This is a genomic window from Duncaniella freteri, assembly GCF_004766125.1.
In the GTDB taxonomy this organism is placed as follows: Bacteria; Bacteroidota; Bacteroidia; order Bacteroidales; family Muribaculaceae; genus Duncaniella; species Duncaniella freteri.
In genome coordinates, this window is sequence record NZ_SJSA01000001.1 from 849,900 (window position 1) to 875,600 (window position 25,701).

The 25,701-nt window shown below is 47.8% G+C and carries 26 protein-coding genes, 3 tRNA genes and 1 other RNA gene; 9 read left to right on the forward strand and 21 right to left on the reverse strand.

Annotated features, from left to right (window positions below):
* Window positions 1-20: 20 nt before the first annotated feature.
* The 7 genes from fusA to EZ315_RS03710 all read right to left on the reverse strand — a co-directional run bounded on the left by fusA (window position 21) and on the right by EZ315_RS03710 (window position 5,595).
* Window positions 21-2,144: an elongation factor G gene (gene fusA, locus EZ315_RS03680; protein WP_135470719.1), complete on the reverse strand. Its 2,124-nt coding sequence runs from the start codon at window positions 2,142-2,144 to the stop codon at window positions 21-23.
* A gap of 26 nt (window positions 2,145-2,170) precedes the next feature.
* Window positions 2,171-2,647 (reverse strand): 30S ribosomal protein S7, encoded by a 477-nt coding sequence (rpsG, locus tag EZ315_RS03685; RefSeq protein WP_135470721.1) that lies wholly within the window; start codon window positions 2,645-2,647, stop codon window positions 2,171-2,173.
* Window positions 2,648-2,861: 214 nt separating this feature from the next.
* Complete coding sequence (gene rpsL, locus EZ315_RS03690; protein WP_016562585.1) at window positions 2,862-3,245, reverse strand: 30S ribosomal protein S12; 384 nt, start codon at window positions 3,243-3,245, stop codon at window positions 2,862-2,864.
* Window positions 3,246-3,438: 193 nt separating this feature from the next.
* The gene (locus EZ315_RS03695; RefSeq protein WP_135470723.1) at window positions 3,439-4,182 is read right to left on the reverse strand and encodes an EFR1 family ferrodoxin; all 744 of its coding nucleotides are present in this window, start codon (window positions 4,180-4,182) and stop codon (window positions 3,439-3,441) included.
* Between the two features lie 26 nt (window positions 4,183-4,208).
* Window positions 4,209-5,325, reverse strand: a protein-coding gene (prfB, locus tag EZ315_RS03700; protein WP_135470725.1) for a peptide chain release factor 2 whose coding sequence is annotated in 2 segments (ribosomal slippage) — window positions 4,209-5,261 and window positions 5,263-5,325 — 1,116 coding nt in all. Because the reading frame shifts where the segments join, the coding sequence is not laid out codon by codon here.
* A 75-nt stretch (window positions 5,326-5,400) separates the two neighbouring features.
* A tRNA-Val gene (locus EZ315_RS03705) sits at window positions 5,401-5,475 on the reverse strand.
* Window positions 5,476-5,517: 42 nt separating this feature from the next.
* Window positions 5,518-5,595: transfer RNA gene (locus EZ315_RS03710), tRNA-Val, on the reverse strand.
* Window positions 5,596-6,292: 697 nt separating this feature from the next.
* Here EZ315_RS03710 and EZ315_RS03715 point away from each other — a divergent pair.
* Window positions 6,293-6,366, forward strand: a tRNA-Met gene (locus EZ315_RS03715).
* A 125-nt stretch (window positions 6,367-6,491) separates the two neighbouring features.
* On the opposite strand, the gene EZ315_RS03720 is transcribed toward EZ315_RS03715, so the two are convergent.
* From EZ315_RS03720 to EZ315_RS16305, 5 genes are all read right to left on the reverse strand, one after another.
* Complete coding sequence (locus tag EZ315_RS03720; protein ID WP_135470726.1) at window positions 6,492-6,965, reverse strand: gliding motility lipoprotein GldH; 474 nt, start codon at window positions 6,963-6,965, stop codon at window positions 6,492-6,494.
* A gap of 48 nt (window positions 6,966-7,013) precedes the next feature.
* A complete protein-coding gene (locus EZ315_RS03725; protein ID WP_135470728.1) occupies window positions 7,014-8,435 on the reverse strand; it encodes a regulatory iron-sulfur-containing complex subunit RicT in 1,422 nt (473 codons plus the stop codon).
* Between the two features lie 14 nt (window positions 8,436-8,449).
* Window positions 8,450-10,066 (reverse strand): ribonuclease Y, encoded by a 1,617-nt coding sequence (gene rny / locus EZ315_RS03730; RefSeq protein ID WP_369699091.1) that lies wholly within the window; start codon window positions 10,064-10,066, stop codon window positions 8,450-8,452.
* 92 nt (window positions 10,067-10,158) lie between these two features.
* A complete protein-coding gene (locus EZ315_RS03735) occupies window positions 10,159-10,464 on the reverse strand; it encodes a cell division protein ZapA (RefSeq protein ID WP_160651365.1) in 306 nt (101 codons plus the stop codon).
* On the reverse strand, window positions 10,464-10,757 hold the full coding sequence (locus EZ315_RS16305) for a hypothetical protein (protein ID WP_170957448.1): 294 nt from the start codon (window positions 10,755-10,757) through the stop codon (window positions 10,464-10,466). Before EZ315_RS16305 ends, EZ315_RS03735 begins: the two co-directional genes overlap by 1 nt.
* Window positions 10,758-10,910: 153 nt before the next feature.
* Between EZ315_RS16305 and ffs the strand changes: the two genes are divergently transcribed.
* From ffs to EZ315_RS03755, 4 genes are all read left to right on the forward strand, one after another.
* Window positions 10,911-11,009, forward strand: an RNA gene (ffs, locus tag EZ315_RS03740) — signal recognition particle sRNA small type.
* 199 nt (window positions 11,010-11,208) lie between these two features.
* The gene (locus EZ315_RS03745) at window positions 11,209-12,420 is read left to right on the forward strand and encodes an OmpA family protein (protein WP_170957449.1); all 1,212 of its coding nucleotides are present in this window, start codon (window positions 11,209-11,211) and stop codon (window positions 12,418-12,420) included.
* A gap of 293 nt (window positions 12,421-12,713) precedes the next feature.
* Window positions 12,714-13,325, forward strand: coding sequence for a hypothetical protein (locus tag EZ315_RS03750; protein WP_135470736.1), 612 nt, complete (start codon window positions 12,714-12,716; stop codon window positions 13,323-13,325).
* 24 nt (window positions 13,326-13,349) lie between these two features.
* On the forward strand, window positions 13,350-13,877 hold the full coding sequence (locus tag EZ315_RS03755) for a hypothetical protein (protein ID WP_135470738.1): 528 nt from the start codon (window positions 13,350-13,352) through the stop codon (window positions 13,875-13,877).
* Between the two features lie 105 nt (window positions 13,878-13,982).
* Here EZ315_RS03755 and EZ315_RS03760 read toward each other — a convergent pair whose 3' ends face one another.
* Complete coding sequence (locus EZ315_RS03760; protein WP_170957450.1) at window positions 13,983-14,834, reverse strand: DUF3298 and DUF4163 domain-containing protein; 852 nt, start codon at window positions 14,832-14,834, stop codon at window positions 13,983-13,985.
* Between the two features lie 318 nt (window positions 14,835-15,152).
* On the opposite strand from EZ315_RS03760, the gene EZ315_RS03765 reads away from it, so the two are divergent.
* On the forward strand, window positions 15,153-15,389 hold the full coding sequence (locus EZ315_RS03765) for an acyl carrier protein (protein ID WP_135470741.1): 237 nt from the start codon (window positions 15,153-15,155) through the stop codon (window positions 15,387-15,389).
* Between the two features lie 208 nt (window positions 15,390-15,597).
* On the forward strand, window positions 15,598-16,866 hold the full coding sequence (fabF, locus tag EZ315_RS03770) for a beta-ketoacyl-ACP synthase II (RefSeq protein WP_135470743.1): 1,269 nt from the start codon (window positions 15,598-15,600) through the stop codon (window positions 16,864-16,866).
* A gap of 79 nt (window positions 16,867-16,945) precedes the next feature.
* On the opposite strand, the gene EZ315_RS03775 is transcribed toward fabF, so the two are convergent.
* A complete protein-coding gene (locus tag EZ315_RS03775) occupies window positions 16,946-17,371 on the reverse strand; it encodes a DUF3127 domain-containing protein (protein WP_135470745.1) in 426 nt (141 codons plus the stop codon).
* 212 nt (window positions 17,372-17,583) lie between these two features.
* Here EZ315_RS03775 and EZ315_RS03780 point away from each other — a divergent pair, with 212 nt between their 5' ends.
* On the forward strand, window positions 17,584-18,129 hold the full coding sequence (locus EZ315_RS03780) for a DUF1282 domain-containing protein (protein WP_135470746.1): 546 nt from the start codon (window positions 17,584-17,586) through the stop codon (window positions 18,127-18,129).
* Window position 18,130: 1 nt separating this feature from the next.
* A complete protein-coding gene (gene smpB, locus EZ315_RS03785) occupies window positions 18,131-18,583 on the forward strand; it encodes an SsrA-binding protein SmpB (RefSeq protein WP_135470748.1) in 453 nt (150 codons plus the stop codon).
* A 23-nt stretch (window positions 18,584-18,606) separates the two neighbouring features.
* Here smpB and EZ315_RS03790 read toward each other — a convergent pair whose 3' ends face one another.
* From EZ315_RS03790 to EZ315_RS03820, 7 genes are all read right to left on the reverse strand, one after another.
* Window positions 18,607-19,113: a hypothetical protein gene (locus EZ315_RS03790; protein WP_135470750.1), complete on the reverse strand. Its 507-nt coding sequence runs from the start codon at window positions 19,111-19,113 to the stop codon at window positions 18,607-18,609.
* A gap of 18 nt (window positions 19,114-19,131) precedes the next feature.
* Window positions 19,132-20,139 (reverse strand): endonuclease, encoded by a 1,008-nt coding sequence (locus tag EZ315_RS03795; RefSeq protein ID WP_135470752.1) that lies wholly within the window; start codon window positions 20,137-20,139, stop codon window positions 19,132-19,134.
* Window positions 20,140-20,201: 62 nt separating this feature from the next.
* Window positions 20,202-20,978 carry an acyl-ACP--UDP-N-acetylglucosamine O-acyltransferase gene (gene lpxA, locus EZ315_RS03800; RefSeq protein WP_135470753.1) on the reverse strand — a complete coding sequence of 259 codons (777 nt, stop codon included), beginning with the start codon at window positions 20,976-20,978 and terminating at the stop codon, window positions 20,202-20,204.
* Between the two features lie 20 nt (window positions 20,979-20,998).
* Window positions 20,999-22,381 carry a bifunctional UDP-3-O-[3-hydroxymyristoyl] N-acetylglucosamine deacetylase/3-hydroxyacyl-ACP dehydratase gene (locus EZ315_RS03805; protein WP_135470755.1) on the reverse strand — a complete coding sequence of 461 codons (1,383 nt, stop codon included), beginning with the start codon at window positions 22,379-22,381 and terminating at the stop codon, window positions 20,999-21,001.
* A 3-nt stretch (window positions 22,382-22,384) separates the two neighbouring features.
* Window positions 22,385-23,413: a UDP-3-O-(3-hydroxymyristoyl)glucosamine N-acyltransferase gene (gene lpxD, locus EZ315_RS03810; protein WP_135470757.1), complete on the reverse strand. Its 1,029-nt coding sequence runs from the start codon at window positions 23,411-23,413 to the stop codon at window positions 22,385-22,387.
* Window positions 23,414-23,716: 303 nt separating this feature from the next.
* Complete coding sequence (locus tag EZ315_RS03815; protein ID WP_135470759.1) at window positions 23,717-24,430, reverse strand: porin family protein; 714 nt, start codon at window positions 24,428-24,430, stop codon at window positions 23,717-23,719.
* 47 nt (window positions 24,431-24,477) lie between these two features.
* Window positions 24,478-25,485 (reverse strand): PD40 domain-containing protein, encoded by a 1,008-nt coding sequence (locus EZ315_RS03820; protein ID WP_135470760.1) that lies wholly within the window; start codon window positions 25,483-25,485, stop codon window positions 24,478-24,480.
* Window positions 25,486-25,701: the final 216 nt, after the last annotated feature.

Sequence of the window (25,701 nt, forward strand, 5' to 3'; positions counted from 1 at the left end):
TTGTTAGTTGAATGAAAGTGTTACTTTATGAGATCCACACGACCCTGGCATTCGGTGAGGACAGCCTTGGCGATGGAGCTGCTTACCTCTGCGTAGTGGCTGAATGTCATTGTGGAGGTAGCACGACCTGAAGTGATGGTACGGAGGGCTGTCACATAACCGAACATCTCGGCGAGAGGTGCCTTAGCCTTAACCACGCGGGCACCTGAACGGCTGTTCTCCATGCCTTCTACCTGGCCACGACGCTTGTTGAGGTCGGAGATAACGTCACCCATTGATTCCTCGGGGGTAACAACCTCGATCTTCATGATAGGTTCGAGGAGCACCGGAGCAGCCTTCTCTGAGGCCTTCTTGAATGCCTGGATGGCGCAAAGCTCGAATGAGAGCTGATCGGAGTCGACCGGATGGAAAGAACCGTCGATCACAGTGACCTTGAGCTGCTCTACCGGGAATCCGGCAAGAACACCGTTCTTCATAGCAGCAGTGAAGCCCTTCTGTATCGAGGGGATGAATTCCTTAGGAATGTTACCACCCTTTACCTCGTCAACGAACTGGAGACCACCCTGGAATCCTTCGTCAACAGGCTCAACACGCACGATGATGTCGGCAAACTTACCGCGACCACCGGTCTGTTTCTTGAATACCTCACGAAGCTCAACTGACTTGGTGATTGATTCCTTATAGGTAACCTGGGGACGACCCTGGTTGCACTCTACCTTGAACTCGCGACGGAGACGGTCGATAATGATATCGAGGTGAAGCTCACCCATACCGGAGATCACGGTCTGACCGGTCTCCTCGTTAGTCTCTACGCGGAAGGTGGGGTCCTCCTCAGCAAGCTTCTGAAGACCTACTCCGAGTTTGTCGAGGTCCTTCTGAGTCTTAGGCTCTACAGCGATACCGATAACGGGATCGGGGAATTCCATAGCCTCAAGCACGATGGGATGGTTCTCGTCGCAAAGGGTATCACCTGTACGGATATCCTTGAAACCTACACCTGCACCTATATCGCCGCAACCGATAAGCTCCTTGGCGTTCTGCTTGTTGGAGTGCATCTGGAACAGACGGCTCACACGTTCCTTCTTTCCGGAACGGGCATTGAGGACATATGATCCGGCTACAACGTCGCCGGAGTAAACACGGAAGAATGTGAGACGACCTACATAGGGGTCGGTAGCGATCTTGAACGCGAGAGCACACATGGGCGCATCGCTTGAAGGCTCACGGGACTCCTTCTGGTCGGGATCATCGGGGCTGCTGCCCTCAACCGCACCTGAATCAACAGGGCTGGGAAGGTAAGCACACACAGAATCAAGAAGATACTGCACGCCCTTGTTCTTGAATGAAGATCCGCATATCATAGGCACAATCTCCATCTTGAGAGTAGCATTACGGATAGCACGGCGAATCTCATCCTCTGTGATAGTGGAAGGATCGTCGAAGTACTTCTCCATAAGGGCATCGTCAAACTCGGCGATCTTCTCAAGCATCTTGTCACGCCATGCGTTTGCCTCGTCAACGAGACCTGCGGGGATCTCCTCAAAAGTGTAGTCAGCACCCATGGTCTCGTCGTGCCACAGCACGGCCTTCATCTTGATAAGGTCTACCACGCCCTTGAATGTCTCTTCTGCACCGATAGGGATTTCGATGGGGCAAGGATTTGCGCCAAGCACTTCCTTCACCTGACGCACTACTTCGAAGAAGTTTGCGCCAGAACGGTCCATCTTGTTTACATAACCGATACGGGGCACATTATATTTGTCAGCCTGACGCCATACGGTCTCGGACTGGGGCTCAACACCACCTACTGCACAGAATGCAGCTACCGCACCGTCGAGCACACGGAGTGAACGCTCCACCTCTACAGTGAAGTCAACGTGTCCCGGAGTGTCAATGAGGTTGATCTTGTACTGCTCACCTGCATATTTCCAGAATGTAGTGGTAGCAGCTGAGGTAATTGTGATACCGCGCTCCTGCTCCTGCTCCATCCAGTCCATGGTGGCTGCACCGTCATGAACCTCACCGATCTTGTGGGTAAGACCTGTGTAGAAGAGAATACGCTCGGAAGTTGTGGTCTTGCCGGCATCGATGTGAGCCATAATGCCGATATTGCGCGTATATTTTAACTGATCGTCTTTAGCCATTTTGCGAAATTGTCAAATTGGTTGTATTAGAAACGGAAGTGAGCGAAGGCACGGTTCGCCTCAGCCATCTTATGCATATCCTCCTTGCGCTTGAATGCGCCGCCCTGCTCATTGAAAGCATCGACAATTTCGGCAGCCAGCTTCTCAGCCATGGTCTTGCCACCGCGCTTGCGTGCATAAGCGATAAGGTTCTTCATAGAGATTGACTCCTTGCGGTCAGCACGGATCTCGGTAGGCACCTGGAAAGTTGCGCCACCTACACGGCGTGACTTAACCTCCACTGTAGGAGTGATGTTCTCAAGAGCCTTCTTCCATATCTCAAGAGAGGTCTTCTCCTCGTTGGGGAGCTTGCCCTTCACGAGTTCGAGAGCGGAATAGAAAATGGTGTATGAGGTGTTCTTCTTACCATCGTACATAAGATGGTTGACGAACTTGGAGACTCTTACGTCATTGAATACGGGATCGGGAAGGATCACCCGCTTCTTAGGTTTAGCTTTACGCATTTTGGGTTGTTGGATTGTTGTTTTTGTTGCTTGGTTGCTGCATCTTTCATCTTCAACGACCGTCCGCCGTCAATCCGGGGAGCTGGTCATTTACTCAACCTGTGATTTAGCCTTCCAATCAAATCAAAAACGAGGTTAACGACTCTGTTTTTAATTCAATGTTGTTGATTTTCAGAAAAGGAGCGTCTTTTTTTGTAATAATAGTAGTCAGCTATTATTTCTTAGCGGCCTTAGGACGCTTTGCTCCATACTTGGAGCGACGCTGTGTACGGTCCTTAACACCGGATGTGTCGAGAGTGCCGCGAACGATGTGGTAACGCACACCGGGAAGGTCCTTCACACGACCGCCACGAACAAGCACGATAGAGTGCTCCTGGAGGTTGTGACCCTCGCCCGGGATGTAGCTGTTGACCTCCTTGCCGTTGGTGAGGCGGACACGAGCCACCTTACGCATAGCGGAGTTAGGTTTCTTAGGGGTTGTAGTGTAGACACGCACGCACACGCCACGACGCTGGGGGCATGAATCAAGCGCGGGTGACTTGCTCTTGTCCTCAAGAGCCACACGTCCTTTTCTTACTAATTGCTGAATAGTAGGCATCTTAGTTTCTTTTGTTTTGACTTATAGTTATTAGTATTTCTGTATTTTCTTAACAATTGCCCTTTACACGCGCCTTGCGCCTCGACACCCCTAACTGTCAAGCAGTTAACGCTGTCGCGACGGCACACTTCTTCCAAAGGCGTTGCAAAATTACAACTTATTTTGCTAATTACCAAAGAATTCCGAAAATATTTTACTCTTTTTCGACCGATCCGGACTGCGACATGATATCCACGAGCGAGACACCCGGATGACGGTACTGCACCCGGCTCTTTTCGCCATTGTACCGCACAGCCGCAGACGGACAATTATGATAGCATGCCCCACAGATGAGACATCCCTCCCCTATCATGGGACGCCCATTCAGCAGCACGATATTCCCCACAGGACACAGACGTGCGCAAATGCCGCACCCCGAACAGGAATCCTCGACATAAAATCGCCTATACGCGTCAGAGCGCAAAGGGAAACACCGCATCCACCATCCGGCAAGCCTGCCGAACACCGTCGGAGATTCAACAAAACGCCTCCGCATTGAAATATCCGCACAGATCTCAGCCAGGTGTTCATCAACGCGCTTCCGCCCCACCCCGGCGATCTGCTCCCCTACATCAAACATAGGAAAATAGTTGTCGACCATAAGTATGCTTCTCACATAATCCCATCCGCCCGACGCACGCACCGCCATAGCCGGAGTGCTGCCGCAGGTAAGCACAAGGAAGCGGTAAGGCGCATCAATGACAATCCTCGAAAGCAGCTCCGAAACCGGCAAGGGCAGCTCTCCGAAATACACCGGACACACCACCCCCACACCATCATCATCGCGCAATCCGCCAACGCCGGACACAAGAAGCCCGACAACAGAAAGCAATTCCCCTCCGATAGCTCGCGCCACGGCAAGGGAATTGCCTGTAGTAGTAAAGTATAGAATTTTCATCAGACCACATCGTCTTTCCGGAGAGGCTATTGCTCCTCGCCGGCAAACTCCATAAGATACGCCTTTATGAACGGATCAAGATCACCATCCATGACACCGCCTACATCAGCGGTCTGATGCCCGGTGCGATGATCCTTAACACGGCGGTCGTCAAACACGTAGCTGCGTATCTGCGAGCCCCATTCGATCTTCATCTTGCCAGCTTCTATCTTAGCTTGCTCCTCAAGTCTGTGTTTGAGTTCCTTGTCATACAGTATCGACCGAAGCTGACGCATGGCGTTCTCCTTATTCTTGGGCTGGTCACGAGTCTCGGTATTCTCAATCAAGATCTCCTCATGCTCTCCGGTATAAGGGTCGGTGAACTGATATCGCAGACGCACGCCCGACTCCACCTTGTTCACATTCTGCCCTCCTGCGCCTCCAGAGCGGAACGTATCCCACGAAAGGAGCGCAGGCTCCACCTTTACCTCGATGGTGTCATCGACAAGAGGCGTCACAAACACCGACGCAAAAGAGGTCATACGCTTGCCCTGCGCATTGTAGGGCGACACTCGCACAAGACGATGCACGCCGTTCTCACTCTTTAGATAGCCATAAGCGAAATCACCTTCCACATTTATGGTGCACGACTTGATACCCGCCTCATCCCCCTCAAGCAGATTGGCGATAGAGGTCTTGTAATGATGATCCTCGCACCAGCGAAGATACATACGCATAAGCATCTGTGCCCAATCCTGGCTCTCGGTGCCACCGGCTCCTGAATTTATCTTAAGCACGACGCCAAGCTTATCCTCCTCGCGGCGAAGCATGTTCTTAAGTTCAAGCTCCTCTATGATTGCGACCGCATGAGCATACAGCGCATCAAGCTCCGACTCCTCGATAAGACCGTCCTTGATAAATTCCCAGGCAATCTCAAGCTCACCGACAGCCTTGTCGACAGCCTCATACCCGGCAATCCACCCTTGAAGGTCCTTTATTTTCTTCATCTGCGCCTGAGCTTCTTTGGGATGCTCCCAAAAATCCGGGACATGGGTGCGCAACTCCTCTTCTTCTACCTGAATTTTCTTACTGTCGATGTCAAAGATACCTCCTCAACGCGAGCTTGCGTTCAAAAGTCTCTTTTAGCTGTTCCTGAGTAATCATAAATGAATCTGTTGGAATTGGTTAATAAAAAAATCAACGCCGAAACCCTAAACGGAATCGGCGTTGAACTCGGTGTGGGCGCTGAGGGATTCGAACCCCCGACCCTCTGCTTGTAAGGCAGATGCTCTGAACCAGCTGAGCTAAGCGCCCGAGTTGATTGGCTTATCATGCTAAGCAAGAAAGATTTTTGAGTGGTGGGCGCTGAGGGATTCGAACCCCCGACCCTCTGCTTGTAAGGCAGATGCTCTGAACCAGCTGAGCTAAGCGCCCTTTCTTGCTTAAAGCGATGCAAAGGTAGGCACTATTTTTGAATCCTCCAAATATTTTGACAAAAAAATTCAAATATTTTTATTTTTTCTGTTCCTGCACCTATTTTTGACCCCTCCAAGGGGTATACTGCCACAAAAAAGTCGCTCCATATATTAATATAAAATGTATGAACATACAGTGAGATCTCATTGAAAAAAAGCAGAGACAACGCATGATCATCACTAATAACAATTAGACATCACCATCACCTTACGGACAAATCATGTATTTTAGGTATATGCTATTCATATTTTAAATAGTAATTTTGCATAGGATACAAAACTCATAGTGGTCTGCCCCATTGAACCAAACATGTAAGCAGACAAAAAAATGTTATTGTTGAGTAAAAGACAGCGACATATTCCCCAAGTTGCGACAACCCTGGGAGAATGTCGCTCTTTTTATTTCCACCTCAACACAAATAGACATCAACACTCATTACATAGTTATCAACATTTTTGCAAAAATACCCTAGGATATTATCAACACCATATTACACTGTTTACAAGCATATTAAATAAAATCATATAGAGTTATCAACACTTATCTACAATTAATCAGAAAGCATTTGTTGACAAAATGTAAATAAAATGTTGAAAACTTTTTATGAAATTATTTTGCCAATCTCAATATTATCACTAACTTTGCACCGCAAAACGGCGAGATAGCTCAGTTGGTTAGAGCGTCGGATTCATAACCCGGAGGTCCCGAGTTCAATTCTCGGTCTCGCTACAAGCACTGATCAGGAGATAAACATTTGATGTTCATCTCCTGATTTTTTAATAGAGATTAAAAAATCATAGGCACGCCGGGTGAAAATTCACCCGGCGTGCCTGTTTATCTATTTCCTGCGGACATCATCGCACCGACACTCCCACTCGGTCAAGACCGCGCAAAGTGTCAACGCGCATTATATGGCGCACAAATACCGGTCGAGACAGATCAATATCGGCTCTCGGATTAAGCATTATCTCATGCTGATAATTAGCCCCGAACCCACTCCCCATCCATCGTCCGTAGACATCCGCCAATGTGATGTTGAGAGTATCTCTATAGGAAAATTTTTCACCTCGGTATGTCACCTCAATCCAAAGATTGGAATAAGGATAATCATTAGTGTGAGTAAGCCCAAGACGGAGCCCACGATGCACAAGCGAGTCATTGTCGTGAAGCGACGTATCAACAGGCACAAGCCTCAATGTGTCGCCATACGCCCACCCTTTTGCAGGGATATCAACCCAACGGCTATATTCTCTTTCGGCATCCCCACACGCAGCAACCGCCGCTCCGAGGGCGGCGATTGCTGAAATAATATAGATAAGCCTCTTCATAAGGCAACTGATCCTGTTATCAATTATTATTTGAATGAAATGTTCACATCATTCACCTTGCTGCTCCGGTGTACGAAAAGCCTTGGGTCCGCGGTTTGCCAATTGAGGACGCTGAGCAGGCTGGTCCTGCTCCTTCGGCTTCGGAGCAGGGTTATCCTTCGGCTGTTGCTCCTTAGGTTTCCCAGATGAAGGCTGCTGACGCTCCTTAGCCTGGGGCTTCTGCCCCTGACGGTCATTACGCGGCTTTCGATCCACAAAGTCCTGACGAGGCTGACGCCCTGCTGGATTATCTTTATGAGACTGAGCAGACTGAGGCTGTTTCGGTTTCTGGGGCTGCTGCTTTGGCTGCTGCCCCTGCGAGGATATCTGCTGCGCCCCGCCATTATTTTGTGGCTGAGACTGGGGCTGTCCCTGTGACTTTTTTTTCTTCTTTTTCTTTTTACTCTTGTCAAAGCGTGTCAAGTCATCCTGCGAGGCAAGATCTATCGGCTTGGCTTTCTCCTTGGACTTCTCCGCGCCTTCACGTTCAAGCTTGACAGGCTTCTCACCACGCTTGTTCATCTCTATCACCTCAAACGCCCTTTCCGCATCGATGGTCACCAGATTTGCTGCCATCTGTTTGTCGGTAGAATATGTTATCTCCTTCTTGAAGATATCGGTCTTGAAATGATAGTATGTGGAATCGGCAGTCTCCAGGCGTACATTCTTCTCGGGAAGGAACCTAGAGCTTTCCACATACGTGTCCACCTCAAAATTAAGGCAACATTTGAGCTTTGCACACTGCCCGGCAAGCTTCTGAGGATTTAGCGATATGTCCTGGTAACGTGCCGCACTGGTCCCGACCGAAACAAAATTAGTCATCCAGCTTGCACAGCAGAGCGGACGGCCGCACGACCCTATACCGCCGATACGCCCCGCCTCCTGACGCGCGCCTATCTGCTTCATCTCTATACGCACCTTGAACGTGTCGGCAAGCACCTTGATGAGCTGACGGAAATCCACCCGCTCATCAGCTATATAATAGAATATCGCTTTGTTGCCGTCGCCCTGATACTCCACATCGCCTATCTTCATGTTAAGGCTAAGCGACTCGGCTATCTTGCGGGCACGTATCATAGTGTCGTTCTCACGAGCGCGTGCCTCTTCATACTTCTCTATGTCGGCAGGTTTTGCCTTGCGGAACACCCTCTTGATCTCCGCCTCATTCTTCACTCCGGCACGGCGCATCTGAAGTGCCACAAGTTTGCCGGTGAGAGTTACACTGCCTATGTCATGACCCGGAGAAGCCTCCACCGCAACCATATCGCCGGTCTCAAGAGGAAGGTTCAGCGAATTGCGGTAATAGCCTTTTCTGGTATTCTTGAACTGGACCTCGACAATGTCATATTCAGTAGAGGTTCCCGGGATATCTTCGAGCCAGTTGAAACAATGGAGCTTGCCGCGCGGACAGCGGCGGTCTTTCTCTTCCATCAGTCCGACCCTCCTTATTTTGCAAAACTTACCGAACGAGTCTCGCGGATTACGGTGATCTTCACCTGTCCGGGATAGGTCATCTCGTCCTGGATGCGACGAGCTATCTCCTCCGACAGCTTTTCGGTCTCTACATCATCGATCTTGTCGGCTCCCACTATGACACGCAGTTCACGACCAGCCTGGATAGCATAAGTCTTTATAACACCCGGATACGACAGGGCAAGCTGCTCAAGGTCATTGAGTCGTTTGATATACGCCTCGACAATCTCTCTACGCGCTCCGGGACGTGCTCCCGAAATAGCATCACACACCTGTACGATAGGAGCAAGAAGCGATGTCTGCTCTATCTCATCATGATGGGCACCTATGGCATTGCATATTTCAGGTTTCTCCTTATATTTCTCGGCGAGTTTCATGCCGAGGAGTGCATGGGGCAGTTCGGGCTCCTCATCAGGCACCTTGCCTATGTCGTGCAGAAGTCCTGCACGACGCGCCTTCTTGGGATTAAGACCGAGCTCCGAAGCCATGATGGCGCACAGATTAGCAGTCTCACGTGAATGCTGCAACAGATTCTGACCATAGCTTGAGCGATACTTCATCTTGCCCACCATACGTATCAGATCGGGGTGCAGACCATGGATGCCAAGATCGATGGCTGTACGCTTTCCGGTCTCGACAATCTCCTCCTCAATCTGGCGGCGCACTTTGCCTACCACTTCTTCTATACGGGCAGGGTGAATACGGCCGTCAGCCACGAGCTGGTGAAGGGCGAGGCGCGCTATCTCGCGACGCACCGGATCAAAGCCCGAGAGGACAATCGCCTCGGGGGTGTCATCCACGATGATCTCAATGCCGGTAGCAGCCTCAAGAGCGCGAATATTACGACCCTCTCTACCGATTATACGACCCTTGATCTCATCACTGTCGATATGGAACACAGTCACCGAATTCTCTATTGCGGTCTCCGTGGCAAGACGCTGTATAGACTGCACGACTATACGCTTAGCCTCCTTGTTGGCTGTCATCTTCGCCTCGTCCATTATGTCATGGATATATGCTGCGGCAGCAGTCTTTGCCTCATCCTTGAGACTTTCTATAAGCTTCTCCTTTGCCTCCTCGCTTGAGAGTCCCGAGATGTGTTCAAGTGTCTCCTGAGCCGACTTGCGCATACGCTCCAGCTCTTCACCTCTTGCTTCGAGTGCCTGTCCCTGGGCTTCAAGCTCACGGCGGGTCTGGTCAATCTCATTGCGGGCTTTGGTGTTTTCACTCTGCTGCTGGTTGAGCTGAGCCTGACGCTGCTTAATCTTCGCCTCTTCGCTCTGCACGCGTGACAGACGCTGGTTGGCAGCCTTCTCGGCATCGGATTTTATACGCAGCTCCTGCTCGCGAGCCTCAAGAAGCTTGTCCTTCATGATGACTTCCGCCTCGCGCTGAGCGTCCTCGACTATTGTCTTTGCACGTGAGCGTCCTGTAGCCTTCTGCACGGCTCCGAGTATTCCAATACCCAAAGCGGCTCCGATCAATGCGATGGCGATATAAAGTAGAATAATCATAAAAATGTTAAACTGTAAAATAAAGATGAATAAAGATATAAAAAACACACGTGTTGACCCTCCTGGAAGCGACATCTCCGCAAAGAGAATGCGTTCGTTTCAGAAATAAGTCAATCGTGCGTGATGGACCGGTGTGTTTCGCCTTTAAGCCAAGCCATGGGGCAGCTTTATGGAGCGACATCTTCAAGAAGCAGGTAATCAAACTCCTGCTCCAGATCGTTCAGGACTCTGTCAAGACTCTCGGCCGCCTCAAGATTGCTATAATACAACTGGGCAAACCTGAAAGTCACCATAGCCAGAATCTCAGCCGATGACTTGTCGCTGAACTCATCCTTCTCCTTCCACTTTTTCCACAATCCGTTGATATTTTCTTCGGCTCTTCTCACCAATGGCTCCTGACTGAGAGGCACATTTAGCTGAATGCGTGGGAGGTCGGCGATATGGATGGATATGTTATGTTTTTTTTCGGACATCAGATGCTTAACTGGGCGATGCACTTGTCGATTTCGCGCACTAACTCGGATAGGAATGCCCTTGTCACCTCCACATCTTTGTGATCGGGCGTTAGCACCGATGTCACTTTCAGGCATTCGATCTCGGCATCCTTGACGGAAATCTCCCGCCGAAGCCGCGCCACCTCCGCCCGAAGCTGCATTTCTCGTGACTCCACCTCCTCTTTGGCACGTTTCACCGCCTTATAGCGGTCAGTGAGCAACGAGGCTTTGGACTGGAGTCTGGCAATGCGTTGTTGAAGGTTCCTGGCCATTCTTTTCCAAATTTCCACAAAAGTACTAAAATCTTTCCATATATCCCACCGCGTCATCCATATTTTATATAGCCAACCCTCTTTTTAACCAAAATAATGTTAACGACGATCAGGATGCTTGCAGTAATAGAAAAAAGTCGTACCTTTGCACTCGGGTAAGTCCTACACGACCAGCTCCCCGAGAACTCCGCCAGGTCTTGATCGAAGCAACGGTATCGGGTCGTAGCGGTGCGATGTAGTCAGCTTACCCCTTTTTTTGTGCCCTATTGCAACCTTTTTTAGCTCATAATTAACACATTTAACACAACACTGTTAATTCTCACACTACAGCTGCCTAATTTTATTTTCCTTTGAACAATTAAAGATTGCTTAACGTTACAAGTTCATAAAGTATCATACTTAGAAAGACTAAAAAACATCTACACAAGTTTCATTTAACTTTATGAGAGTAATGAAAAAGCAACTATTTCTTTTGGCAGCCTTAGGCGGGGTCTTACTGACTGCCGGCAACGCAAACGCTCAGGAGACAGCTGTCGTAGTCGAAGAGAGCACTTTCGATGTAGAACAGGTTCCCTGCAAAGACATCTACACTCCCGGATCATGGCGCGATAACTGGTATGTACAACTCGGCGCAGGCATGCGCGTGCCCTTAGTCGAATGGGGCTCCAAGGACCGCCACATAACAGCCATCTACAATCTCGGTGTCGGACGCTGGATCTCACCCTATCTCGGATTCCGGTTCTCAGCACTCTACGGCTCCATGCATTATAAAGGAGGCGACGCCATGGCATCGGCCCGCACCGCCAATCTCAATGTCGACTTCATGTGGGACATGCTCAACTCCATTTCCGGCTACAACCCCTCACGAGCATTCTCCATAGTACCTTTCGTCGGCCTTGGCGGCACATATGTGTTCCATTACCGCGACAATGCCCTTGCCAACGACCGTAGCAATGACGGCAACATCAAGGGCAACCAGTGGCTCATGCCGGTATCAGCAGGCATACAGCTGCGATTCCGCGTCAGCCCCTATGTCGACATCTTCGCCGAAGGCCGCAGCACATTCTATGGCGACAACTTCAACAACACCGTCTACGGCCGTCCGCTTGACCTTGATATAGCCGCTGTGGGTGGCGTCATCATCCACTTCACCGGCTCTAAATTCCAGCGTTACAATCCTTGCGATTATGTGAACGCTCTCTCTCAGGCTAATGCCCAGGTCAACGACCTGCGTGCGGCACTCGCCACCACCTCAGCAGCCCTTGCCGCAGCAGAAGCACAGCTGCCATGCCCCGAGGTGCCCGAGACAGTGACCGTAGAAGCTGAATCGACCACGCTGTTCCCCACTGTACGCTTCAAACTTAATTCAGCATATGTATCCTCCGAGGAGATGGTCAATGTATACAACATTGCCGAATATATGAAAGCAAATCCCAATGCTCAGATAGTAGTACGCGGATACGCCGACAAGGACACCGGTTCAGCAGCCTACAACATGAAGCTTTCCGAACGCCGCGCCAAAGCTGTCGCCGACATCCTCACAGGCGATTATGGAATCTCCGATAGCCGCCTCATCCTCGAAGCCGCCGGTTCCGACACCCAGATCTACCCAACAAACGACTGGAACCGTATCGTAATATTTGCCGCTCCCGAATTACCCTAACCTTTCCTCGTGAACAATAGTTCCCCATGCGCCCCGACCCTCAACCAAGAGAGCCGGGGCGCATTTTAATATCACACCACAAAAATAATACAGATTGATAATTAATGTTAAACAATATGCATTTTATTTGTTTTTTATAAAATAATCCATTATATTGCAACAGAATCAAAAAATATCATATCAAAACACATCAATCACTCATAATACTCAACAGTGCCAAACCATAATCTTATAATATAGACTGATTATCCGTGAAAACACATCATCAATCTCTCCTTAAACAACCAGCCTTTATGAAAAAAATTAAATATCACGCCGCAAAAATCTTACCAATCGCACTATTCTTATCATTAAGTTCTTGCCACGGCACCGAAGACGACCTCTATCCAAATAACTCAGAAAGAACTGATGCCAGTAGACGTATGTCGGTTTTAGAATATCCGGATATATATGAAATTTTAAAATCTGAGAAAGTAATACTTGAAGCCCTTAATGCATGGAAAGAAATGCTGACTTATGCGACTCATTTTTCACGACGTGAAATCGGTTTCTTCATTTATTATAGACATAGCTCAAATTCTTATTTTATTGGAGAATGGGTTTACGGCCCCTTAGTTCCTTTCACATTTGGGAATGAAGCATATGTCAATTTAGGCAAACCTCTATTCCCATATGAAGTATGTGCATTTTATCATTGTCATCCCCCATATTACGGACCGGACTATCGGCTCACTGGTGCATCACAGGAGGATGAAAATCTTGCATATAAATTAGATATCCCCGGATTTGTTTTTGACTATAGTTATAGCAGCGTATGGGGCACTTATGATTATGAAACAGAAGCAGACTTCCCAACAACATATGTTTTTGGCCCCCGACAAAGATCCCCATATAAATTTTATTAATACCCCTATTATTTTCCTGTCATCATGAAAAAATATATCTTTCTGATCCTTGCTATCGCGGCCTCTGCATTCTTTACATACGGAGAGGACACAGCCTATAAAGAGTCAAAAAAAATGAATTTTAAGCCCGAAAAAGAGGCTCAAATTATTCAGACAGCAAAAAAGGTGGCACATGAAATAGCTCCTAAAATAAATATTGACACCCTTGTGCCGTTAATATTCAGTTTCTTCATCGCCGACAACCATCCTATTATCAACAAAAAAGCCATTGCAGTCCATTTCATGAAACACGAAAATGACTACTTAGAAATGGAACTGATGCCTCTCGACCCTGTCACTAAAATGCCGAACGGAAAGATGTTGACACGCAAAAGACCAAACTCGATCTTATGTGTAGTCCTGTTTGAAGATTCTCTTGAACCTGTATACTTATCGGATAGCCACAATAGAGTTTTACATTTTACGCCAGACTATAAGACCTACCGTAGAAATAATCTGGGTCGGGAATTGGAACCGTTTGTACCACACCCCGGTGAATATATAGTGTATTAGCACTATCAACCATTAAAGACATAAAAAAGAATTGGGAAATAAAAACAAATAGGTTTTTACTACCCAATTCTTTTTCATCTATTTTCTTTGCTCAATATTTCCTTTTCATATACCGACATCAAAAAGATTTATCACCCCAGGGGCGAGAAAACGCTCCACCTCATAAGGATACACAGCCACATCGATCATTCCTGAAGAATATGGCGCGATGTCATAAGGATTGTAGTGGAAATACAACACATTATTATTAATATAAGGCTGACCGGGATATGTAAGCTGTGACGAGAATATGCCTGCACGATCAAGCCCTGACACCGGGACATCAAGCTGACGCGCAAGCGCATTGATTATCACAGGCATGATAGAATCGCGCCCCTGAGCGGTAAACATATTCCCCACATCAAGCACACGCCCCTCGGCAAGATCGTAAGTGAACGGATGGACAGTAGTCATAGGGTGCGCTCCTCCAAGATACACCGAGGTCGTGACCTGATACGTCACCATTGACTCGTCAGACTCTATCACAGACGCCGTCACATTATTAAAATAGCACCTGACCCCATCGCTTGGAGCAGGCAGGGAGTCCACAGGCATCAATTTCACAGTGCCGTTAGACTCCCCGAACACTGTGGTATCATTCACGAAATGCCTGATGGCATCCTCCGGCGAGGAGAACACCGAATCGCCGAAACAATACCTCATCAACGAATCACGCAGCGGAGCTATATCCGACTCCCCGAACGCCTCCGGCCAATGTATCGACGCATACTGGTCGAGATATGAGGTGTCACCGTCAAGCACAATACGGAAATTCTTATCGGCCGACAGTATGACCTCCCTTACAGGGAAGCTTGTAACCTCCACATCTCCCACTGATTTCTTCTTCGCGTCACCACATCCTGTAGCAACAGCGGCAACGAGAATGGCTCCCGATGCTAAAAGAACAAGACTTTTCATTTTATCTCTAATTTCACTGCAAATTTGATAAATTAATTCACCTCTGCCAAATAAATTTATTGACAATCTGATAGGTGATACATGTGTAACACACGGCATGACTCTGTTTGTTTACACCTACATTGTTAAATAAATCCATCATAAAGGTCAAAATTCAGGTATTTTTGAACAATTCTCACGAAAACGGAGCCTAATTAACATCTTTATACGTTTAAAAGTTCATGTATTGTAGAAATTTTGCTTACCTTTGCACCGCGAATGTGATTTCATATCCGCACCGTAAATTCGATAATACTAATCAAAACTCTTTTAACTACTATGTCTGAAATTGCATCTCGAGTAAAAGCTATCATCGTAGATAAGCTCGGTGTTGACGAAAACGAAGTAACCGAAACCGCAGAATTCACCAAAGATCTTGGCGCAGACAGCCTTGACACCGTTGAACTCATCATGGAATTTGAGAAGGAATTCGGCATCACCATTCCCGACGACAAGGCTGAAGGCATCAAGACCGTTGCTGACGCCATCTCTTACATCGAGGCTAACCAGAAGTAATAAGTCTCACCTCCGTCCGCTCCACATTTTCACCACGGAGCCTCCAACATCGGCATCCGCGAAGATATAAGCGGTCGTGACCCATCAAAGGCTCCACTTGCGCCTATTGGCAAAGTGGAGCCTTATTTCAATTTTCAAGTTAGCATCAGGATTGGTTGACTAACTTATCTCTCACCTACTAACCCAGTCTCTAACACACCTAATTATAATGGAACTTAAAAGAGTAGTCATCACAGGTCTCGGAGCCATCACCCCCATAGGCAATGACGTTGCCACCACTTGGGCGAATGCCCTGGCAGGAGTGAGCGGTGCAGCTCCCATCACCCATTTCGATGCTTCCAAATTCAAGACCCAGTTTGCCTGTGAAGTCAAGAACTTCAACGCAAACGACCACTTTGACCGCAAAAAATTACGTCAGCTCGACCTCTACGCCCAGTATGCCATCGTAGCAGCCCGCCAGGCCGTGGAGGATTCAAAACTTCTTGACGCCGAGAACCTTGACCGCAACCGTACCGGCGTAATCGTCGCTGCCGGCATAGGCGGCCTGCACACTTTTGAGGAAGAGGCAGGCTATTATGCTGTTCACGGCGAAGAGCAGGGCCCAAAATACAACCCGTTCTTCATCCCCAAGATGATTGCCGACATCGCTTCCGGCCACATCTCCATGGAGTATGAGCTCCACGGTCCCAACTTCGGTGTCGTATCGGCATGCGCATCATCCAACAATGCCATCATCGACGCATTCAACCTCATCCGTCTTGGCAAAGCCGACGCCATAGTTACCGGAGGTGCCGAAGCAGCCATCTTCCCCGCAGGTGTAGGCGGCTTCAGCTCCATGCATGCAATCTCAACCCGCAACGAGTCACCCGAGACCGCATCACGTCCGTTCAGCAAGTCACGCGACGGCTTCGTGATGGGCGAAGGCTCGGTAGTCCTCATCCTTGAAGAGCTTGAGCACGCCAAGGCTCGCGGCGCAAAGATCTACGCAGAGGTTGCCGGCGGAGGCATGAGTGCCGACGCATATCACCTCACTGCAACTCATCCCGAAGGTCTCGGCGCAATCCTCTCAATGGGCAACGCTCTTGAGGATGCAGGAATGAAGCCTGAGGACATCGACTATATCAACGTTCACGGCACATCTACCCCTGTAGGTGACATCTCCGAGGTGAAAGCTATCGTTGAACTCTTCGGCGAACACGCTCACAAGCTCAACATCAGCTCTACAAAATCAATGACTGGACACCTGCTCGGGGCTACCGGTGCACTTGAGGCAATGTTCTCAGTGCTCGCATGCCAGAACGACGTTGTGCCCCCAACCATCAACCATGAGGAAGGAGACGAGGACGAGAACATCGACTACACTCTCAACTTCACCTTCAACAAGGCTCAGAACCGTCCGGTACGTGCAGCCCTCTCCAACTCGTTCGGATTCGGCGGTCACAACGCCACCGTAATCATTAAAAAGTACGAGGCTTAAACAAAAGCACATATAATAAAAATAATCAGGGTGACAGGAAATGATTCCTGTCACCCTGATTATTTTTATTATTGCTCTCTTAGAAAGGCAGATCGTCAGTTGGGCTTGGAGCAAGATCCACAGCAGGAGGAGGCACAGGAGCTCCAGGGGTAGCATAGCCTCCAGGCATCTGAGTAGCAGGCCCGTAAGATGGCACAGCCGCAGGTGCCATACCGGGCTGGGCTCCAGCCGCAGGCTGGTCGGGAGCCTCCGCTTTCCAGGCACGGATATCTACATACCAACGCCCGTTGAACTCTCGGCTATCGATGTCAAAACTTATTTTCACCACCTGACCTACCTGAAGGGGGAACTGGTCGACACGGTCACCAAAGAAATTAAATGCAACTTTCTTGGGATAAGTCTCTTGGGTTTCAAGCACATATTCGCGCTTCTTCCATACATTTCCCTTAGCAGAGGTACCTCCCACTTCGGGCAAAGCAACTATGATCTTGCCTGTAATTTCCATATTATATATCTATTGTTCTTATTCCTTCTATTATTCGAGCATATGCAATATTCAAGTGCATATTACTTACAAAAGTAGTCAAAATATCCCTAACACTCAGTTAAAATTAGTTAATCAATCAAGCCATATACAATCATTGATGTCTTTACCACGTATTTAAGAAATTTATTCTTAGTAACTTTGTACTCCTTATAAACAACTTGTTGACCAAGATGAAAGATTACCTCAAATGTTTATTGCAGCTCATTCTCTCACCACGCAACGGATGGGAAGATATCGAAAAAGGTGATGTCTCACCGTCGCGTCTGGCAGTCGACGGATTTCTCCCGCTCATAGCCATTACCGCGGTCAGTGTATTTGTCCGCGCTATGTTCCTGCATCACGTGGAGTTCCTCACTCTGTTCATCGATATGATTATCACATTTGTGGTATACTTCATCTCATATTTCTTCGGAACATTCATTCTGTCGATATTCATGGAGCCGATGGTCGATGGAGAATATGACGAAGAGAAATGCCAGACATTCACACTTTACACCCTCGGACTGCTCGCTCTCATTACCATTATCTTCAACTGCTTTCCGTTGCCTAAGATAATGCTCTTCTTCTTTGCTCTCTACATAGTGCTCATACAGTTCAGAGGCACTTCATACATGCGCATACGCACCGAAAGCACCGGTTTATTCATGATACTTGCCGTGCTGGGAGTGCTGTGCCCCCCCTACATCTTCCACTTCATCTTCTCAATTCTATTCTGACATGCAGACCAAAGATATCAACATAAAGAACCGACGAGCCACATTCGATTATGCCATCGGTGACACATATACAGCCGGCATAGTGCTTACAGGCACCGAAATCAAGTCGATACGCTCAGGCAAAGCATCTCTTGTCGACACTTTCTGCTATGTCGACCACGGCGAGGTATGGGTAAAGAATATGTATATCGCCGAATATTTCTATGGCTCATACAACAATCATGCCGAACGCCGTGACCGTAAGCTCCTTCTTTCACGCAAGGAGATAAGCCGACTTGAAAAGTCAGGCAAGGAAGCAGGATTCACAATTGTCCCTCTAAGACTGTTCATAAACGAGCGCGGTCTCGCAAAACTCGTGATCGGCATAGGACGAGGCAAAAAAGAGTATGACAAGCGACAGTCCATAAAAGAGCGCGAGGACAAGCGCGACATGGCGAGAATCCTACAGAAATAAATATAATCTGCCGGATTGGCAGATTAAAGCACCATTACACCTGATTCACCATCGTTGGCGGTCACACGATACCATGTGCGGCCATTTCCTCTGTGCATCATCTTTATTTCACTTACTTGGAATTCTGCACCGTTCACAACCACAGTTGCTCCGGACATTATAGAATCGCTGCTCTCCTGACCTAATCCGACTGTAATCTCGCCAGCACCGTCAAGATCCCTCACAATCCTGTGTCCGTCTTTTGTCACGGAGAACAATATCCCGCCACGGTCATACCTCATATCAGCACCCAGACCGATAACCCGGAACACATCATCATCCAATTCTTTTCGGAATGCATCATCGGCTGTGTCCGGCTTATGTCCTGCACCCGGACCTCCGTTACCTGAGGATCCGCCGTTCCCATCACCAGAAGGGCGCATAGCAGATACCCTGTCAATAGGATCATCGTGACTGCAACCTGTCATGTAGCAGAAACATGCGGCTGCAACAGCCGAAATAATAAATACACGTATAATCATCAGTCTCATAATGGTATCTTGTTAAAGCTACGGAACAATCTTAATCATCATCCGTCCGGTCTCTCCGGTGCTCTCTGAACTGTACTCAAGATCATGAGATCCGATCCCTATCTCTGAAGCCTCAAGCACTTTTGAGGTAACAGTCGTACCGTCAATCTTCCACACCGCATCTGCCGGTATATGCGGTGATGAGAGATACACGCGGTCAATCTCCAGATGATAAGTCGAATGCAGAGGCACAGGATCATCACCCACTCTATACACCTCTCCGGCTTTGTCACCCCATATGTATTCTGACAGTTCCGCGTACTTCACAAACGGATTTCCTCCACCCTGCATTGCTGCTGCACGAGCCTCCCATTCCATCTCTTCAGGAGTGACAGGATACTCCTTGGACCATCTCACAAGCAATTCTTTCCCATATACACTGAAATACGGATAATCCGTATCCATCATATTATACCCGCGCGGAGTAAAAATGTCAGCAGGATACATGACTGCCGCATAGAAAAACGCTCTTGCCACTCGTCCACGCAGCTGTTCAGGAGGAGAATACAAGTCGGTCTCCTTTCCGTATATGCTACCGATGCCCACACTCCAATACGCGGAACTGAATTCAGGTATATCAACCTTCCCCGGAAGCAGATCACTCTTTCGCCTGATGTCATCCGCGGTCATTGGTATGAGATTATTCAAATCCTTTTTAATATCATCCCCTCCAGCCTCATCAATATACGTCCACCATTTATGAGGGACTATCTCTCCCGACTCATACCCTGCCGGAAAGCAACCGTTTATGATGCTGACCGTCCTACCTGTAAAATGGTCCTGTAGATCACATGTCAGACCGTCGGTCCCATTTAGCTTCTGCGGCTTGAATTCCTTTCTTATGGCATCAGAAAGACCTTTACCTGATTTTCCTGAAAGATTATTGATATGAGCTTCGGAAACAACCGTGGCAGGCATCTCCGCACGGGGACTGACCGCGGCGAAGATTCCTGCCAAAGCTGTTACCAACGTGACTAATCGTTTCACGGTGGGGGAGAGGGTTATAAATGTGAGAATGAAGAGTGTCTTTATGATAAGTCCGTGTGCTATTACACGTACCCACGGATTATACCGCGGTTAGAGTTGCGCACGAAAAGTATGATTTCGTCACGCTCCTTTGAAGCAGGAAGCTCAGCCTCTATCCGGCTTATCGCATCCGAATTATTCAGACCCGAAAGATACAGGTAACGGTATATCTCCTGGATATCACGGATAGTCTCATTGGAATAACCGCGACGACGAAGGCCGATTGAATTCACACCGGCATATGCAATGGGCTCGCGACCCGCCTTCACATAAGGTGGTATGTCCTTGTTGACAAGCGCGCCACCCTGAAGCATTACATGCGAGCCTATATGGCAGAACTGATGGATAAGCGCACCGCCACCTATCACGGCAAAGTCGTCAACCACAACCTCTCCGGCAATCTGAACGGCATTAGACATGATCACGTTATTGCCCACTACACAGTCGTGAGCCACATGGCAGTATGCCATGATCAGACAGTTGCTGCCCACTATGGTCTTGCCTTTCGATGCAGTCCCGCGGTGAACTGTGACACACTCTCGGATCACAGTGTTGTCTCCGATTATGGCTACTGTATCCTCACCCTTGAACTTAAGATCCTGAGGCGCACCTGAGATCACAGCTCCCGGATATATCGTACAGTTCTTGCCTATGCGTGCACCCTCCATTATAGTCACATTGGAGCAGATATGCGTGCCCTCACCGATCTCCACATTGCGATGTATAGTCACAAACGGATCTATCACCACACTGGGATGTATCTTGGCCTCGGGGTGAACGTATGCTAAAGGTTGATTCATATATCTCTGAATGAATATTTTTACTTGTTTTTAATAATCTGAGCCATGAACTCACATTCGGTGACGATCTTATCGCCTACGAAAGCATAGCCCTTCATCATTGCGCATCCGCGACGCAAGGGAGTCATGAACGATACATGGAAAAGAAGTGTATCGCCTGGTACTACCTTCTGACGGAACTTAACATTGTCGATCTTCATGAAATAGGTCGAGTAACGTTCCGGCTCATCAACTGCGCTAAGCACGAGAAGACCGCCGGTCTGAGCCATAGCCTCGATCTGAAGCACACCGGGCATCACCGGCTCCTGCGGGAAATGACCAGGGAAGAACGGCTCGTTGGCGGTGATGTTCTTCACACCTACGATATAGTTCACACCCTTTTCGATCACCTTGTCGACAAGCTGGAAAGGATAACGGTGAGGCAGCAGCTCCCTTATGCAGTTGTTATCCATCAGCGGCTCCTTGTTGGGATTGTATATAGGAGCCTGCACCTCCTGGTGCTTGATCTCCTTGCGTATCTTCTTGGCGAGGGAAGTATTTATAGAGTGCCCCGGACGCGTAGCGATGATACGTCCTTTGAGCGGACGGCCTATGAGGGCGATATCTCCGATAAGGTCAAGGAGTTTGTGGCGTGCAGGCTCATTCTCATGTGCGATGGGTCGCTCATTGAGATAGCCGAGTTCCGACACATTCTTTCGTGCCACACCCATAAGGTCGGCAAGATGGTCAAGCTCGCTCTGCTGCATCGGGGTGTCATAGATTACTATGGCGTTGTCAAGATCTCCTCCCTTTATGAGATTGTTCTTCACAAGGGGCTCTATTTCTCGAACGAACACAAATGTTCGGCTTGATGCTACTTCGGCAGCATAATCGTCGATATGCTCAAGAGTTGCAAACTGATTGTTGAGCACCTTCGACTTGAAATCAATCTTCACATCCACTGAGAAATCATCATCAGGGAGCACAATGATTGACGATCCTGTCTCCGGATCCGAAACCTCGATACGCGATCTTACATAATAGAAATCCTTGTCGGCTTTCTGCTCTGTCACGCCTACTGAAGCGATAGCCTCGCAGTAAGGGAGGGCGCTACCGTCAAGGATAGGCATCTCGGGGGCATTCACCTCAATGAGACAGTTGTCTATGCCGGCTGCATAGAGAGCCGACATGGAATGCTCTATTGTCGAAACCTTGGCATCATCCTTGGCTATGACGGTGCCACGGTTAGTGGCTACCACATTTTCAGCGAGAGCTTCAATCTCCGGTCCTCCTTCAAGATCCACACGCTTAAACTTGTAGCCGTGGTTCTCAGGAGCCGGAAGAAAACGGGCTGTGATCTGGAGTCCTGTATGGAGTCCTTTCCCTGTGAGAGTAAACTCGCTGTTAAGTGTTCTCTGATTCATATCTTACTGTTTCTTTATTTCTTTCTCAAGATTCTTTACCTGCTCGAAAAGTTTTCCGAGACGTTTCACATACACCAGGCTTCTGGCATATTCTCCCATTTCCACTGCCGGAGCACCCATTATGCGTTCTCCGGGCTTAGTGGCACGGTTCACGCCGCTCTGTGCTCCGATCTGAGTGCCATCGGCAATAGCTATGTGACCTACTATACCTACCTGACCGCCCACCATGCACTGCTTGCCTATCTTCGACGATCCTGCAAGCCCCACTTGGGCAGCCATGACAGTATTGTCTCCTATATGACAGTTGTGGGCCACCTGAATGAGATTATCGAGCTTAACCCCCTTGCATATGCGGGTAGAGCCCATCATGGCACGGTCTACTGTAGTATTGGCTCCGATTTCCACATCATCCTCAAGCACCACATTGCCGGTCTGAGGTATCTTCTCATAATGTCCGTCACCCGAGGGAGCAAATCCGAAACCGTCGGCACCGATCACAGCTCCTGAATGTACGATACAACGGTTGCCGATGACGCATCCTGCGTAAACTTTCACGCCGGCATAAAGGATAGCATCCTCTCCCACCTCGCATCCGTCGCCAATATACACTTGAGGATATATTTTGGCTCCACGACCGATCTTGGCACCCTTGCCTACATACGCAAAAGCACCCACATATGCATCTTCGGGTATATCAACACCCTCGGAGACAAATGACGGCTGCTCTATGCCACGCTTATCAATCTTTGTCATCTCCTGCACCATCTCAAGAAGCTGAGCTATGGTGCTGTAAGGATCATCAACCCTTATAAGAGTAGCCTTGACAGGCTGTTCTGCCACAAAATCACGGCGCACTAACACTGCCGATGATTCGGTGCTATATATGAAATGAGTATATTTGGGATTCGCAAGAAACGAAAGGGCACCGGGATGTCCTTCCTCTATTTTGGCAAATGTGCCTATTTTCACTTCACCGTTCCCCTCGACATCTCCGTGTACGAGGGCGGCAAGCTGACTGGCTGTTAGTTCCATTATCTGTGTTGGAGGTATTTTCAGGCAACCAAAGTCGCTAATTATTTTTCTGAATGAGGTATAATTACCCAATTTCATTGCAAATGTACGATATTTTTCTTTAACCGCAATGACATTCAATGCAAAACAATCAAGCGGGATGAGGCTCGTAAATCCTTCATCCCGCTATTTCACATGATCAACGTAGCTACTATCACTTATATAGAGTCTGATTTCGCATAATAAATATTGTAGATTTCCTAAATTTCATCTAACAAGAGAAATGCTTCATACATCCTTCATAGGATATCGCATCAGGACTTATTAGAAATTGTATCCTAAAGAGATACTGAAATTGGAGTTTTTGATCTTGCCGTTACCCCACTCTTTCTTATCAGCTATATTGACAAGACCGAACTGATAGTTAAAACCAAGATAAATACGGTTCCATGTATAGCCGAGACCTACACCAAGACCGCAGTCAAAACGCTTGATGCCACCTTTTTCTTCATCAGAATCCTCATCTGCAACCCCAAAAAGATCATACTCATACTTGCTGACATCTCCCTCGTCGTTCTCTTCGTATTTAATCTTACCGTTCACACCATAAGCGAAGTAGGGACCAAAATTGATCTGGAGTTGTGAAGCCTCCGCAAAGTTAAGACGGTAAGAAGCATACAAAGGAAGCTCAAGATATCCGGCATTGTATGTATCCTTTTCTGACCAATCCAAATCCGAATACTCAAATTTAATACCCTTTGTGGTATAAAAGAGACCTGAATTTATATAGAAAGAACGCACGATGGGGAACTCTACAGCTACACCGACATTAAAGCCGATCTTTGACTTGTCATTGTCCATCTCAAGATTGCTGACACTCAAGCTTGACACATTGAGCCCTACACGTGGACCGACAATAATCTTCTGTTCACTCTGACCTCCATCCCAAAAAGAGAATTCTGACGAATCGGAAGCACGCTGGGCTGACATTCCAAAAGCACATACAGCAGCAACAGCTGTTACAAATAACTTTTTCATTGCTTAAAATTTATATATGAATAAAAAATTAGGATAACAAATTATTCTTATAGCTCAAATGACATCTTCCACACATTGAAAACTCTCTTTGCCGAACCTCGCTGAGAAAGGAAGAAAATGCTGCGACCGTCGGGTGCCCATATTGCCGACATGTCATTTCCCGGATGATAGGTGAGCTGTGTAAGATTGGTCCCATCCGTACGTACGACATAAATATCAGTATTGATATTCTTATCCTTTTCCGATATGCTTGATCCGGTTACGAGCAACCACTGTCCATCCGGTGAAAGCTGAGGTGTCGTGAAACTGCGTCCAGGCTGTGAAAGTATTATCTCCTCGACTCCGGTCTCAAAATTTATACGCCATATCTCACTCTCTTTCTGATCTGTAAAACGTGCACAATAGATCTCATTGGGCTTACCAGGTATCATCACAGGAGTCATGCCGCGCGAATAATTTGAAAACAGGTTAGTATTACGGTCATAGCTCCATATACTGTAGGACGAAAGCCCCTCACCCCTGTGGAAAAATATGGTGTTTCCATCTGCGGAGATTATTCCTCCGAAATCATTGTCAGTTCCACCTGATATCTGCTTCACCACCGAGCCCTGGTCGGCATTCACCAGATATATGCCATGGTGGCCGTTACGTACCTCGGTAAAGCATAGAGTAGTCCCGTCCGGGCTCCAGGTAAAGTCCTCCACCGTTGTACGGAATGTTCGCTGTACGCTCGCTCCGCCTTTCTTAGCACTCTTCACCATAATGTTCTGAGTCCCATTTTTGTAATTAAGATATGCTATCTTTTGACCATCCGGTGAAATACCTATCTGAGGATTCACCCACCAATCCACACCGGAAGCTTTCTTCTTACCGAATATCCCTTGACGATTATTTACGGTATAAAGTACGCAATCAGAATCATCAGTGATCCTTTCAAAGTTGACTCCACCCTCCTCAGGAACATTTACAACTGAATAATCAAACTTAATTTTCTTTGCATCTGCATTAACAGCCAACAAAGATACAGCAAGAATCGAGACAAAGATCTTATTCATTACTTATGTGACATTATAGGTTCATGCCACAAAATTACATAAATGTTAACAAATTACCCCCCCAATGTTAATATTCATTAAAATATCAAATAATTAAAAAACCGATCATAAAGGTGCAACCTTATGACCGGGGATAAAAGCTAACGTTGATGCGTGACTACAGTAAGAATTATAATTCAATTAACCAAAAATCAATACCAATCTGAATAAACGAAT